Origin of the sequence: Vagococcus sp. WN89Y (assembly GCF_052220145.1) — a bacterium.
Taxonomy (GTDB): domain Bacteria; phylum Pseudomonadota; class Gammaproteobacteria; order Enterobacterales; family Enterobacteriaceae; genus Kosakonia.
On the sequence record NZ_JBQPOM010000030.1, the window covers coordinates 104,972 to 118,050 of the forward strand.

The 13,079-nt window shown below is 52.3% G+C and carries 13 protein-coding genes; 2 read left to right on the forward strand and 11 right to left on the reverse strand.

Annotated elements, in window-relative coordinates; genetic code table 11:
- Positions 1-94: 94 nt before the first annotated feature.
- Complete coding sequence (locus ACTU3N_RS12720; RefSeq protein ID WP_443086495.1) at positions 95-658, reverse strand: hypothetical protein; 564 nt, start codon at positions 656-658, stop codon at positions 95-97.
- A 203-nt stretch (positions 659-861) separates the two neighbouring features.
- Between ACTU3N_RS12720 and ACTU3N_RS12725 the strand changes: the two genes are divergently transcribed.
- On the forward strand, positions 862-1,242 hold the full coding sequence (locus ACTU3N_RS12725) for a hypothetical protein (RefSeq protein ID WP_443086496.1): 381 nt from the start codon (positions 862-864) through the stop codon (positions 1,240-1,242).
- 45 nt (positions 1,243-1,287) lie between these two features.
- Here the strand turns inward: ACTU3N_RS12725 and glmS are convergent, their stop codons facing one another.
- The 3 genes from glmS to ACTU3N_RS12740 all read right to left on the reverse strand — a co-directional run bounded on the left by glmS (position 1,288) and on the right by ACTU3N_RS12740 (position 4,824).
- A complete protein-coding gene (gene glmS, locus ACTU3N_RS12730) occupies positions 1,288-3,117 on the reverse strand; it encodes a glutamine--fructose-6-phosphate transaminase (isomerizing) (protein WP_443086497.1) in 1,830 nt (609 codons plus the stop codon).
- 143 nt (positions 3,118-3,260) lie between these two features.
- Positions 3,261-4,628, reverse strand: a complete 1,368-nt coding sequence (gene glmU, locus ACTU3N_RS12735; RefSeq protein WP_443086498.1) for a bifunctional UDP-N-acetylglucosamine diphosphorylase/glucosamine-1-phosphate N-acetyltransferase GlmU — start codon at positions 4,626-4,628, stop codon at positions 3,261-3,263.
- 40 nt (positions 4,629-4,668) lie between these two features.
- A complete protein-coding gene (locus tag ACTU3N_RS12740) occupies positions 4,669-4,824 on the reverse strand; it encodes a hypothetical protein (RefSeq protein WP_443086499.1) in 156 nt (51 codons plus the stop codon).
- A gap of 150 nt (positions 4,825-4,974) precedes the next feature.
- Between ACTU3N_RS12740 and ACTU3N_RS12745 the strand changes: the two genes are divergently transcribed.
- Positions 4,975-7,086, forward strand: a complete 2,112-nt coding sequence (locus tag ACTU3N_RS12745; RefSeq protein WP_443086500.1) for a right-handed parallel beta-helix repeat-containing protein — start codon at positions 4,975-4,977, stop codon at positions 7,084-7,086.
- A 330-nt stretch (positions 7,087-7,416) separates the two neighbouring features.
- Here ACTU3N_RS12745 and ACTU3N_RS12750 read toward each other — a convergent pair whose 3' ends face one another.
- From ACTU3N_RS12750 to atpE, 7 genes are read right to left on the reverse strand one after another with little or no spacing between them, the layout of a single operon-like run.
- Entirely contained in the window at positions 7,417-7,836 is a 420-nt protein-coding gene (locus ACTU3N_RS12750; RefSeq protein ID WP_443086501.1) for a F0F1 ATP synthase subunit epsilon, read from the reverse strand.
- 20 nt (positions 7,837-7,856) lie between these two features.
- Positions 7,857-9,239 (reverse strand): F0F1 ATP synthase subunit beta, encoded by a 1,383-nt coding sequence (gene atpD / locus ACTU3N_RS12755; protein ID WP_443086502.1) that lies wholly within the window; start codon positions 9,237-9,239, stop codon positions 7,857-7,859.
- Between the two features lie 26 nt (positions 9,240-9,265).
- Complete coding sequence (atpG, locus tag ACTU3N_RS12760) at positions 9,266-10,129, reverse strand: F0F1 ATP synthase subunit gamma (protein ID WP_443086503.1); 864 nt, start codon at positions 10,127-10,129, stop codon at positions 9,266-9,268.
- A gap of 50 nt (positions 10,130-10,179) precedes the next feature.
- Positions 10,180-11,721: a F0F1 ATP synthase subunit alpha gene (gene atpA / locus ACTU3N_RS12765; RefSeq protein ID WP_443086504.1), complete on the reverse strand. Its 1,542-nt coding sequence runs from the start codon at positions 11,719-11,721 to the stop codon at positions 10,180-10,182.
- A gap of 12 nt (positions 11,722-11,733) precedes the next feature.
- Positions 11,734-12,267, reverse strand: coding sequence for a F0F1 ATP synthase subunit delta (atpH, locus tag ACTU3N_RS12770; RefSeq protein WP_443086505.1), 534 nt, complete (start codon positions 12,265-12,267; stop codon positions 11,734-11,736).
- Between the two features lie 14 nt (positions 12,268-12,281).
- On the reverse strand, positions 12,282-12,752 hold the full coding sequence (atpF, locus tag ACTU3N_RS12775) for a F0F1 ATP synthase subunit B (RefSeq protein ID WP_443086506.1): 471 nt from the start codon (positions 12,750-12,752) through the stop codon (positions 12,282-12,284).
- 57 nt (positions 12,753-12,809) lie between these two features.
- The gene (gene atpE, locus ACTU3N_RS12780) at positions 12,810-13,049 is read right to left on the reverse strand and encodes a F0F1 ATP synthase subunit C (RefSeq protein ID WP_000429386.1); all 240 of its coding nucleotides are present in this window, start codon (positions 13,047-13,049) and stop codon (positions 12,810-12,812) included.
- Positions 13,050-13,079 lie beyond the last annotated feature (30 nt).

Genomic DNA, 13,079 nt, shown 5'->3' on the forward strand with positions numbered 1-13,079 from the left:
TTTCAGGCATATTTTCTTTTTGTGACATTAAAAAAGTAGCTGAAGCTGGCAAGAAGTCACAACAAAAAGCGATAAAAAATAGCCGTATATCGTGTTATTTATGTTTCGGCTGCGTTAATGCCAGGCGGCGAAATTGCGCGATTTTTACTGACACGCGCCATTGCATCAGTTTCGTTAATTCCGGCCCGTTCATAATTTGCCTTGCCAGCCACAACAGTAGCCCGCTTGCCGTCCATAACCCCAGCGAGAGCCATGAAAATGGCAAAAACAGCAGCCATCCTGCCATCAGCAGATGATAAAGACATAACAAAGACCAGATGCTGAGAAACAGACGCAGGGATAAGGCGCGTGCTTTTGTCACGCCGGACAACGCAATAGCGAGCAATACAAACACAGTGACGCCCGCGATAAACGCCCGGCCGCCGTCCTGAATGATGGCGAGACAGAGAGTGCTCAGCAGCAAAGCATAAAATAACGTGATGGCGCTGGCGAAATAGGTCGCCACGCCAATGTAATACGCCTTCGGCATTTCGCGAAACCTCTGCGCGGTTTCCTTCAGGCGGGCCAGTTTTCGTCCGGCGATCTGTTCATCAACGGTTTGACAGTAATCAATCAGCGCCAGGAGATCAGTGCCAGCAATATGTTGCCATAAATTCATTATCATCCCGAATATATTTATCTCCGGCCGTGCCGAAAAAAGCGTACTTTTTGCCGCCTGTATCCAGGCAACGCCTTAGCTCTGTATCTTCTTTATATATAAGATATTTAAGATAATAGTCCGGAAAAAACATCTTACCGAAGCGATGTTTTCATGCTACGTTGCAAAGGCAGGTATGTCTGCAAAACATTGAGGATTAAAGGATGCGTAAGTCTTCTGTTTTGGCCATTTGCTGTCTCGCGCTGTTCCCCGCCGTACCGAGTCATGCGGAGGTCGTGGTTTCCTCCAGCTCGGATTACTATTCTGATTCGTTGCTGGTTTATAAGGGGACAGATAAATCCGGCGCGCAAGAACTTGCTGTCAGAGGCGATTTGTCTATACGTAGCCTGAAAGAGGTGGTGGATAAATTTCCGGAGCAAACCCGGAATTTAAGTGACCTGCAACGAACGGTCGAAGAGCAGAGAAGAGAAAATAACAGTCTGAAAAGCAGCAACGAAGCTTTGAGCCGTAAAGTGGATGATTTGCAGCGCAACCTTGATGAACTGAAGCGTTCGGTGAGCGATCTCAGCAGCAAAATCAAATAATTAAGAAAAGAGGATGCCGCCTGGCATCCTCTTTATGGTTACGGATTATTCCACCGTCACCGACTTCGCCAGGTTGCGCGGCTGGTCAACATCAGTGCCTTTAATCAGCGCCACGTGGTACGCCAGCAGCTGCAGCGGCACGGTGTAGAAGATAGGCGCAATCACCTCTTCAACATGCGGCATATCAATAATGTGCATATTGTCGCTGCTGCTAAAACCAGCATCCTGATCGGCAAAGACGTACAGAACACCGCCACGGGCGCGCACTTCTTCGATATTGGATTTCAGTTTTTCCAGCAGTTCATTGTTAGGCGCGACAACAATCACCGGCATATCCGCATCGATCAGCGCAAGAGGGCCATGCTTCAGCTCGCCCGCTGCGTATGCTTCTGCGTGGATATAGGAGATTTCTTTCAGCTTCAGCGCGCCTTCCAGCGCAATCGGATACTGATCGCCACGGCCCAGGAACAGCGCGTGATGCTTGTCAGAGAAATCCTCCGCCAGCGCTTCAATGCGCTTATCTTGCGACAGCATCTGCTCGATGCGGCTAGGCAGCGCCTGCAAACCGTGCACAATATCGTGCTCGATAGATTCGCTCAGCCCTTTCAGGCGGCTCAGTTTCGCCACCAGCATCAGCAACACGGTTAACTGAGTGGTAAATGCTTTGGTCGAGGCCACGCCAATTTCGGTACCGGCTTTGGTCATCATCGCCAGATCGGACTCACGCACCAACGAGGAGCCCGGCACGTTACAAATCGCCAGCGAACCCAGGTAGCCCAGCTCTTTCGACAAACGCAGCGCCGCCAGCGTATCCGCAGTTTCACCGGATTGCGACAGCGTAATCATCAGGCTGTTGCGCCGCACGGCGGATTTGCGATAACGGAACTCGGAGGCAATTTCCACATCGCACGGCACACCGGCCAGCGCTTCAAACCAGTAACGCGACACCATCCCGGAGTTATAAGACGTTCCGCAAGCAACAATCTGAATATGCTCAACTTTTGCCAGCAGATCGTTAGCGTTCGGCCCCAACTCGCTTAAATCCACCTCACCGTGGCTGATGCGCCCGGTCAGGGTATTTTTAATGGCGTTCGGCTGCTCATAGATCTCTTTTTGCATATAGTGGCGATAGATGCCTTTATCGCCCGCATCATATTGCAGATTGGACTCGATCTCCTGGCGCTGTACAGGCTGACCAGATTTAGTAAAGACCGCGACGCTGCGGCGCGTCACTTCGGCGATATCCCCCTCTTCGAGGAAGATAAAACGACGCGTAACCGGCAACAATGCCAGTTGGTCAGACGCGATAAAGTTCTCGCCCATACCCAAACCGATAACCAGCGGGCTACCGGAGCGGGCAGCGAGCAGAGTGCCAGGATCGCGGGTATCCATAATCACGGTGCCATAAGCCCCGCGCAGTTGGGGAATAGCGCGGAGTACGGCTTCACGTAACGTTCCGCCTTGCTCCAGCTCCCAGTGCACCAGATGCGCGATGACCTCCGTATCTGTTTCAGACACGAATTCATAACCGTGTGATTTAAGGAGTTCCCGCAACGGTTCGTGGTTTTCGATGATGCCGTTATGCACCACCACAATATGTTGAGAAACGTGGGGGTGCGCGTTACCTTCGGAAGGTTCACCGTGCGTTGCCCAACGGGTATGCGCGATACCGGTTCCGCCGTGCAAAGGGTGCTCCTCTGCTGCCTGGGCGAGCATTTGTACTTTACCGAGACGACGCAGGCGGGTCATGTGCCCTTCGTTGTCAACCACTGCCAGACCGGCAGAGTCATATCCACGGTATTCCAGACGACGTAAACCTTCGAGAAGGATTTCTGCAATATCACGCTGCGCGACTGCGCCAACAATTCCACACATAGATTTAGATTCCGATTTTGGCTTTTCGCCAGCTGTTGTCGGTCAACCTGTATTCCCCGAGCCTTGTAGAGAGTGGGGTTATTTTTTATAGGTACTGCCTGTTGGGCGGGGGAATTATGGTTTCCCCTCAACCCGAAAAAATTCTATTTCTTTACCGGGCGACGCCAGCCCTGTTTTTGAGTCTGACGCACGCGGCTGATAGCCAGTTCGTTTTCGCCAACATCACGCGTCAGCGTTGTGCCTGCGGCAATGGTAGCGCCTTTGCCGATAGTCACCGGCGCGACCAGCTGGCTGTCGGAACCGACAAACACATCATCACCAATAATGGTTTTATGTTTGTTGGCACCATCATAATTACAGGTGATAACACCTGCGCCAACATTAACGTTATCACCGATTTCCGCATCACCCAGGTAGGTCAGATGCCCGGCTTTCGAGCCTTTCCCCAGGCGTGCTTTCTTCATCTCAACAAAGTTGCCGACATGCGCGCCCGCCAGCAACTCAGCGCCAGGACGTAAGCGTGCAAACGGCCCGATGGTGCAGCCGGTTTCAAGACGCGCATCTTCGACCACGCTATAAGGGCTGATAACGCAATCGTCGCCAATCTCGCTGTTTTTAATAACGCAGCCCGCACCGATCACGACACGATTACCGAGCCTGACATCACCTTCAATGATGACATTAGCATCGATTTCCACATCCCGCCCATGAGCAAGCGTACCGCGCAAGTCAAAACGCGCCGGATCGCGCAGCATAACGCCTGCCAGCAACAGCTTTTCGGCCTGCTCAGCCTGATAGGCCCGCTCAAGGCGAGAGAGTTGCAGGCGGTTGTTCACCCCTTCCACCTCGCTCAGGCGCTGTGGATGCACGGCAACGATGTCGCGCCCTTCCTGATAAGCCAGACCGATAATGTCGGTAATGTAATATTCACCCTGCGCATTATTATTGGTGAGCTTACTCAACCAACGTTTCAAATCTGCGCCGTTGGCGACCAGAATACCGGTATTGATTTCCTGAATTTGTAGCTGGGCTTCGCTGGCATCTTTTTGCTCAACAATACCGGTGACGACACCGTTATCGCGCGTGATACGGCCATACCCTGTCGGGTCATCGAGTTTCACCGTCAATAACCCTATACCGCCCTGCGGTTTCGCCGCCAGCAGGCGTTGCAGCGTCTCAACCGAGATCAGCGGCACGTCGCCATACAGCATCAGAATATCTTCGTCGTCGGCAAACCCGGGAGCCGCTTGTTGCATGGCGTGACCGGTGCCGAGCTGTTCAGCTTGCAGCACCCAGTTGAGTTTATCGCCCGTCAGGCGCTCTTTGAGTAAATCGCCGCCGTGACCATAAACGAGATGAACGTGGTTTGCGCCAAGAGTATTGGCAGCATCAATGACATGCTGAACCATCGCTTTGCCTGCAAGGGTATGCAGCACTTTTGGAAGGTCGGAATACATGCGTGTACCTTTGCCTGCGGCAAGGATCACTACGCTTAAATTTGTGTTCAACATACGCGTCCTGACTGTCACTGGAGTGAGAAGTTAACCTGTTTCACTTTGAAAATTCTACATATTTTGTAGCATGAAATGGGCTGCTGATAAAACGACCAGCGCGACGAAATACAAGCCCTTTGACAGCTATTTTAACGCCAGAGCCGAACGGTTGATCGTGAAAAAATAGCGACATTTCTCTTTGTTGCTCAATCATACAAGGGGTTAGCCCTTATTTTCCTGATTGAATAAAGGTTAAACAAAAACAAAACGCTGTTTTAATCATCGAAGAGTGTGACGCACAAAAAAGAAACAGCGTTTCAAGTTGATGATAATAGCCAGCAATCATTAATCAGGAGAATAAAAAATGAATTATAAGATACCTCTGGCACTTAGCATTTGCAGTTCACTTATTTCAGCATATTCACTGGCTGCACCGACCCCGGCCTGGCACGCTATCGCTTTCGGGCAATCGACTGACCTTAACTTTTCATCAAATGTGCTGCCGGAAAAGATTGGCGTCAATGATGTCACTCTCGACGGCAAGAAACTCGCGGTCGATGAAAAAGCCGACCTCGCAAAACCTTTCACCATTGAGAGCCGTGGCGGCAAAATAGGCAATTCGCACGATGGGCTGACCTTCTTTTATACCACGCTTCCCATACAGGAAAATTTTGTCTTGCAGGCAACCATTCGCGTGGATCAATTCGGCCCGGAGAATGGTGCAAAGCCCGCCGCGCAGGAGGGCGCCGGGTTACTGGTGCGCGATATTATTGGTATCCCGCGCCAGCAACCGTTGAAAGAAGGCTATGAAGAGTTTCCTGCGGCATCGAACATGGTGATGAACGCCATCATGACGCAGGATAAAAAAGATCATTTCCGCGTCAAAATGCAGGCAATTTCCCGCGAAGGGATTAGCCAGCCGTGGGGAAATTCAGGGGCGCAAATTACCAAACAGAGCTATCGCGAAGAGATAGATTTGCGCCAGACGCCGACATTCCGCCTGAAGCTTGAGCGCACTAATGACGGTTTTATCAGCTCATGGGCCCCGCAGGGCAGTGACCAGTGGGTGAGTAAAACGATCCCGCGCGCGGATCTCATCGCCGTGCAAAATAAAGAACATTATTACGTGGGCTTCTTTGCTGCGCGTAATGCAAAAATTACCGTCAGTGAGGCGTCACTCACCACCAGCACGGCGCAAACTGTCGTGTCTGAACCCTGGCAAGCTAAACCGCTGCCGACCATCGTCCAGGTGGCTTCTCCCGCCAAAACCACCAGCGAAAACTATACGTTACAGGCACGCGCCAACATTGACGGCCAGTTTAACGTGCGGCAAAACGAAGTGGTGATCGGTAATGAAAAATCGATAAAAGCGGGTGAGATGTATACCCTTCCCACCACTATTAAGGAAGCGACGGCATCTTATGTGCTGACGTTTACCCCTGCCAGCGGCGAGCCGGTAAGCCAGACCATTAACGTGGAGAAAATCGCCGGGCCAACGGCTAATCAGCTGTACGTTGCGGCGGATGGTACGCCTGACGGCAAAGGAACGGCGGCCTCGCCGTTAGATTTATCTTCAGCCATTAATCTGCTCGCGCCTGGCGGTACGTTGCTTTTGAAAGCAGGCGATTACGCACGCGCAGAGATCCCTCTGACGGCCAGCGGCCTGCCAGGGAAGCTAAAAACACTGCAAGCAGAAGGGAAAGTGGTGATTCGCGGTTTGCTGGTGGATGCCAATTTCTGGCACATCAAAGGGATCGACGTGACGGAGAAAAGCCTGCGCGTGCAGGGTAGCCATAACCTGATTGAAAAAGTTGTCGCCTGGCGCAACGACGATACCGGTATTCAAATCTCTTCGCCGGAGAAAATTGGCCGTGCGCTATGGGCAAGTCATAACAGAGTTATCGACTCGGAATCCTGGGGAAATGAAGATCCGGGCAAAATTAACGCCGACGGATTTGCGGTGAAGATGCGCGTGGGCGAGGGCAATCGTCTGGAAAGATGCTACTCCCACGACAACATTGATGACGGCTTTGACCTGTTTAACAAAATCGAAGACGGAGCCAATGGCGTTGTGGTGATCGAGGATTCTATTGCCCGCAACAATACCAGCAACGGCTTCAAGCTGGGTGGAGAGGGGCAGCCGGTCGCGCATGAAATTCGCAACAGCAAAGCCACGGGCAACCATCTGGATGGTTTTACCGATAATTTTAACCCCGGCAAGTTAGTCGTTGAAAACAATATTGCTGCTGATAATCAACGCTTTAACTTTATTTTCCGCGCCAGCCCTTATGGCGATGCGTCTACACAGGGTGTATTTCGCGGCAATGTGTCGTTACGTAGTAATCCGGGAAAATATGACGATGCGGTGGTGGGGAATATAGACGCGACAAATTATTTTATCGTCGATGGCAAAAGCATGAATAAAGCAGGGAGAATCATGGACAGCAAGGCTGTGCTGGCAGAGCTGAAAATGTAGCAGGATGGCGCTCGCTTACCATCTCATAGTAAGCGCAGCGCCACGTCGCGTCGCGTATTAGTGATTGAACGTACCGAAGGAAACGTTCATGTTGCTAAAGAGTGCGATGATTTTGTTGATCAGTTTCATGATGGTGTCCGTTATTGTCAGAATTAATTTTGTGATGAACTTCACAAAAACAAGTCTACGCCTCATTTTTTAACCGATCAACATTTTTGTGATGTGTGTCACAAAATAAATAAACTAACGTTTCAGTTTTATTTTTCCTGAAACGCAGCCATAAAAAAAGCCAGCCTGATAACAGACTGGCTTTTTCAGTTGCAAGCCGGGTTACATCGCTTTTTTGGTCAACTCGATAACACGCAGTTTCGCAATAGCTTTCGCCAGCTCCGCAGACGCCTGAGCGTAATCCACGTCACCGTGAGAAGATTTAATGTGCTCTTCAGCTTTACGCTTCGATTCCAGGGCTCGCGCTTCGTCGAGATCCTGACCACGAATAGCGGTATCAGCCAGAACGGTCACGTTGCCAGGCTGCACTTCAAGAATGCCGCCGGACAGATAGATAAACTCTTCATGACCGTGCTGTTTCACGATGCGGATCATACCAGGCTTAATGGCGGTGAGCAGCGGCGCGTGGCCTGGGTAGATACCCAGTTCACCCTCGATGCCCGTTACCTGGATTTTCTCGACCCGCCCGGAGAACATCTGTAACTCCGCGCTGACGACATCCAGGTGGTAAGTCATTGCCATATCACCCTCCGATTAAGGCGTTAAAGTTTTTTGGCTTTTTCCACGACTTCGTCGATAGAACCGACCATATAGAACGCCTGCTCCGGCAGGTGATCGTATTCGCCTTCCATGATGCCTTTAAAGCCACGGATGGTGTCTTTCAGGGAAACGTATTTACCTGGTGAACCGGTGAATACTTCCGCAACGAAGAACGGTTGGGACAGGAAGCGCTGGATCTTACGAGCGCGAGCTACCACCAGTTTGTCTTCTTCAGACAGTTCATCCATACCAAGGATGGCGATGATGTCTTTCAGTTCCTGGTAACGCTGCAGAATAGACTGCACGCCACGAGCAACATCATAGTGTTCCTGACCAACAACCAGCGGGTCCAGCTGACGGCTGGTGGAGTCCAGCGGGTCAACGGCCGGGTAGATACCCAGAGAAGCAATCTGACGGCTCAGTACCACGGTTGCGTCAAGGTGCGCAAAGGTGGTGGCTGGTGACGGGTCAGTCAAGTCATCCGCAGGTACGTATACCGCCTGAACAGAGGTGATGGAGCCGGTTTTGGTGGAGGTAATACGCTCCTGCAGCACGCCCATCTCTTCTGCCAGCGTCGGCTGGTAACCTACCGCTGAAGGCATACGGCCCAGCAGTGCGGATACTTCAGTACCGGCGAGGGTATAACGGTAGATGTTGTCAACGAACAGCAGAACGTCACGACCTTCGTCACGGAACTTCTCTGCCATGGTCAGACCGGTCAGCGCAACGCGCAGACGGTTTCCCGGCGGCTCGTTCATCTGGCCATACACCAGGGATACTTTGTCGATAACGTTAGAGTCGGTCATCTCGTGGTAGAAGTCGTTACCCTCACGAGTACGTTCACCCACGCCCGCAAACACAGAGTAACCGGAGTGCTCGATTGCAATGTTACGAATCAGCTCCATCATGTTTACGGTTTTACCTACACCCGCACCACCGAACAGACCAACTTTACCGCCCTTCGCGAACGGACACATCAGGTCGATAACCTTGATGCCGGTTTCCAGCAGTTCCTGTGAGTTAGACAACTCTTCGTAAGTCGGAGCAGGGCGGTGAATAGCCCAACGCTCTTCTTCACCGATCTCGCCTTTCATGTCGACCGGCTCGCCCAGTACGTTCATGATGCGGCCCAGAGTGGCTTTACCCACCGGGACTTCAATCGGGTGCTCAAGGTTTTTCACTTCCAGACCGCGACGCAGGCCGTCGGAAGAACCCATTGCGATAGTACGAACAATACCGCCGCCGAGCTGCTGCTGCACTTCCAGCACCAGACGATCGTTACCATTTTGCACCTCAAGAGCATCGTACACGCGCGGTACGGCATCCTGAGGGAATTCGACGTCAACTACGGCGCCGATTACCTGGACAATTTTTCCAGTAGCCATCTTGAATCCTCTACGAATTAACCTGGTTATACCGCGGATGCACCACCGACGATCTCGGTGAGTTCCTGAGTAATGCTGGCCTGACGAGCCTTGTTGTATACCAACTGCAGCTCTTTAATCAGGCTGCCACCATTATCGGTCGCGGCTTTCATCGCCACCATACGTGCGGCCTGCTCGCTGGCCAGGTTTTCCACAACACCCTGATAAACCTGCGACTCGACGTAACGGCGCAGCAGGGTATCCAGCAGCGCTTTCGGATCGGGTTCGTACAGATAATCCCAAGCCTTATGCTTCAACTCTTCATCTTCTGCAGCCGGCAGCGGCAGCAGCTGAGTGATGGTCGGAGCCTGAGACATGGTGTTGATAAATTTGTTGCTGACAATATAAAGCTTGTCCAGACGACCTTCGTCATAGGCCTGCAACATCACTTTAACCGGGCCGATCAGTTCGGACAGGGAAGGGTTATCCCCCATGCCTGTCACCTGTGCGACAACATTGCCGCCAACAGAATTGAAGAACGCGACGCCTTTTGAGCCGATCATTGCGAGTTCGCTCTGAACGCCTTTATCAGACCATTCTTTCATATCCGCCAGCAGTTTCTTGAACAGGTTAATGTTCAAGCCACCGCACAGACCACGGTCGGTCGACACCACCAGGTAGCCCACGCGCTTAACGTCGCGTTCTTCCAGGTACGGGTGCTTATATTCCAGATTCCCGTGAGCAAGGTGACCAATCACTTTGCGCATGGTATCTGCATAAGGACGGCTGGCCGCCATTCTGTCCTGCGATTTACGCATTTTGGAAGCGGCGACCATCTCCATCGCTTTAGTGATCTTTTGCGTGTTCTGGACGCTTGCGATCTTACTACGTATCTCTTTTGCGCCGGCCATGAGCTTCTCCTCAATGCCTTGCGGCCTGCCCTAAGGCAAGCCGCCAGACGTTACCAGGACTGGGTTGCTTTAAAGGAGTCGAGGATGCCTTTCAGCTTGCCTTCGATCTCGTCGTTATAGCCACCGGTCTGGTTGATCTCTTGCATCAGCGGAGCGTGGTCACGGTCAACGTAAGCCAGCAGAGCGGCTTCAAAGCTACCGATTTTCGCCAGTTCAACATCCGCCAGGTAACCACGTTCAGCCGCGAACAGAACCAGAGCCTGCTGCGCAACGGACATCGGCGCATACTGTTTCTGTTTCAGAAGCTCGGTCACTTTCTGACCGTGGTCGAGCTGTTTACGGGTTGCATCGTCAAGGTCGGAAGCAAACTGAGAGAACGCCGCCAGTTCACGATACTGCGCCAGCGCGGTACGAATACCACCGGACAGTTTCTTCATGATCTTGGTCTGCGCTGCACCACCTACACGGGATACGGAAATACCCGGGTTTACCGCAGGACGAATACCGGCGTTAAACAGGTTGGATTCCAGGAAGATCTGACCATCGGTAATCGAAATTACGTTAGTCGGAACGAACGCGGAAACGTCACCTGCCTGCGTTTCGATAATCGGCAGCGCGGTCAGAGAACCGGTTTGACCTTTCACTTCACCTTTGGTGAAGTTTTCAACGTATTCCACGTTAACGCGCGCAGCACGCTCCAGCAGACGGGAGTGGAGATAGAATACGTCGCCCGGGTAAGCTTCACGTCCAGGCGGACGGCGAAGCAGCAGGGAGATCTGGCGATATGCAACAGCCTGTTTAGACAGGTCATCATAAATGATCAGCGCATCTTCGCCGCGATCGCGGAAATATTCGCCCATTGCGCAACCGGCATACGGCGCCAGGTATTGCAGTGCAGCGGATTCAGACGCGGTTGCAACAACAACGATGGTGTTAGCCAGCGCGCCGTGCTCTTCCAGTTTACGCACCACGTTAGAGATGGTGGACGCTTTCTGGCCGATAGCAACATAGATACATTTGATGCCGGAATCACGCTGGTTGATGATGGCATCAATAGCCAGCGCGGTTTTACCGGTCTGACGGTCACCGATGATCAGCTCACGCTGCCCACGACCGATTGGGATCATGGCGTCAACGGATTTGTAACCTGTCTGCACAGGCTGATCAACCGACTGACGATCGATTACGCCCGGTGCGATAGCTTCGATAGCGGAGAAGCCGTCGTTATCAACCGGACCTTTACCGTCGATTGGCGCACCCAGGGTGTTCACCACGCGACCCAGCAGGCCACGGCCTACCGGTACTTCAAGAATACGGCCAGTACACTTAACTTTCATGCCTTCGGCAAGGTCAGCATACGGACCCATTACAACCGCACCAACGGAGTCGCGCTCCAGGTTCAGTGCGATAGCGTAACGGTTACCCGGCAGAGAAATCATCTCGCCCTGCATTACATCGGCCAGGCCGTGAATGCGGATAACACCGTCGCTTACAGAAACAATAGTACCTTCGTTGTGAGCTTCACTCACAACATTGAACTGAGCAATGCGCTGCTTGATCAGTTCGCTGATTTCGGTGGAATTCAGTTGCATGCTCCAGTCCCCTTAAGACTGCAAGACGTCTGCAAGGCGCTCAAGACGGCCGCGTACGCTACCATCAATGACCATATCACCCGAACGGATGATAACGCCTGCCATTACAGACTTATCGATTTTGCAATTCAGCTTCACTTTGCGTGACAGACGTTTTTCCATCGCTGCGCTGATTTTCGTAAGCTGTTCTTCACTCAGTGCGGACGCGGAAGTTACCTCAACTTCTGCGGTAGCCTCGCTGGCTGCACGCAATTGAACAAACTGCTCAAGAACCTCAGGGAGCACCTGCAAACGCCCATTTTCAGCCATCACCCGAATCAGGTTCTGACCATTGGCGTCCAGCTGCTCACCACATACTGCGATAAACGACTCAGCGAGCGTTTCCGGTGCCAGCGCACCGGAGAGAAGCTCTGCCATTTGTTCGTTTTTCGTCACCTCAGCGGCAAACGCCAGCATATCCTGCCAGCGGTCTACGCTCTGGTGTTCGACGGCAAAGTCAAAAGCTGCTTTGGCGTAGGGGCGAGCTACCGTTACAAATTCAGACATCAGCCCCTCCCTCCTTACAGTTCAGCGACCAGTTTATCCACGATGTCGCTGTTAGCAGCTTCATCCACGGAACGTTCGATGATCCTCTCGGCGCCAGCTACAGCCAGCAGAGCCACTTGTTTACGCAGCTCTTCGCGAGCACGTTTACGCTCGGCGTCAATTTCCGCCTGCGCCTGTGCCACGATTTTGGTACGTTCCTGTTCGGCTTCTGCTTTCGCTTCGTCCAGGATCTGGGCACGGCGTTTGTTCGCCTGCTCAATGATTACCTGAGCTTCAGCTTTCGCTTTTTTCAGCTGGTCGGTCGCATTGGCCTGTGCAAGGTCCAGGTCCTTTTTAGCCCGTTCTGCGGAAGCGAGACCGTCAGCAATTTCTTTCTGACGTTTTTCGATGGCAGCCATTAACGGCGGCCATACATACTTCATACAGAACAGAACGAACAGGACAAACGCGATGGCCTGGCCGAGGATTGTTGCGTTTAGATTCACAGCACAATGCCTCTTATCTGGTTAACGTTCTAAACAATTGCTTGAAAGCAACCCTTACTACGCGACAGCAAACATCACGTACAGACCCAGACCTACAGCGATCATTGGGATAGCATCCACCAGACCCATAACGATAAAGAACTGAGTACGCAGCAGAGGAATCAGATCTGGTTGACGCGCTGCGCCTTCCAGGAATTTGCCCCCGAGGATGCCGATACCGATCGCAGCACCGATTGCCGCCAGACCCATCATCACAGCGGCAGCCATGTACAGCAGATCCATATTCAGGTTTTCCATGACAGTCTCCAGTTTGTTTCAGTTAAAACG

Excerpts from the sequence above, each read along its gene's own strand:
- ACTU3N_RS12720 (WP_443086495.1), bottom strand. The coding sequence starts at position 658 with ATGAATTTATGGCAACATATTGCTGGCACTGATCTCCTGGCGCTGATT.
- ACTU3N_RS12725 (WP_443086496.1), top strand. The coding sequence starts at position 862 with ATGCGTAAGTCTTCTGTTTTGGCCATTTGCTGTCTCGCGCTGTTCCCC.
- glmS (WP_443086497.1), bottom strand. The coding sequence starts at position 3,117 with ATGTGTGGAATTGTTGGCGCAGTCGCGCAGCGTGATATTGCAGAAATC.
- glmU (WP_443086498.1), bottom strand. The coding sequence starts at position 4,628 with ATGTTGAACACAAATTTAAGCGTAGTGATCCTTGCCGCAGGCAAAGGT.
- ACTU3N_RS12740 (WP_443086499.1), bottom strand. The coding sequence starts at position 4,824 with ATGATTGAGCAACAAAGAGAAATGTCGCTATTTTTTCACGATCAACCG.
- ACTU3N_RS12745 (WP_443086500.1), top strand. The coding sequence starts at position 4,975 with ATGAATTATAAGATACCTCTGGCACTTAGCATTTGCAGTTCACTTATT.
- ACTU3N_RS12750 (WP_443086501.1), bottom strand. The coding sequence starts at position 7,836 with ATGGCAATGACTTACCACCTGGATGTCGTCAGCGCGGAGTTACAGATG.
- atpD (WP_443086502.1), bottom strand. The coding sequence starts at position 9,239 with ATGGCTACTGGAAAAATTGTCCAGGTAATCGGCGCCGTAGTTGACGTC.
- atpG (WP_443086503.1), bottom strand. The coding sequence starts at position 10,129 with ATGGCCGGCGCAAAAGAGATACGTAGTAAGATCGCAAGCGTCCAGAAC.
- atpA (WP_443086504.1), bottom strand. The coding sequence starts at position 11,721 with ATGCAACTGAATTCCACCGAAATCAGCGAACTGATCAAGCAGCGCATT.
- atpH (WP_443086505.1), bottom strand. The coding sequence starts at position 12,267 with ATGTCTGAATTTGTAACGGTAGCTCGCCCCTACGCCAAAGCAGCTTTT.
- atpE (WP_000429386.1), bottom strand. The coding sequence starts at position 13,049 with ATGGAAAACCTGAATATGGATCTGCTGTACATGGCTGCCGCTGTGATG.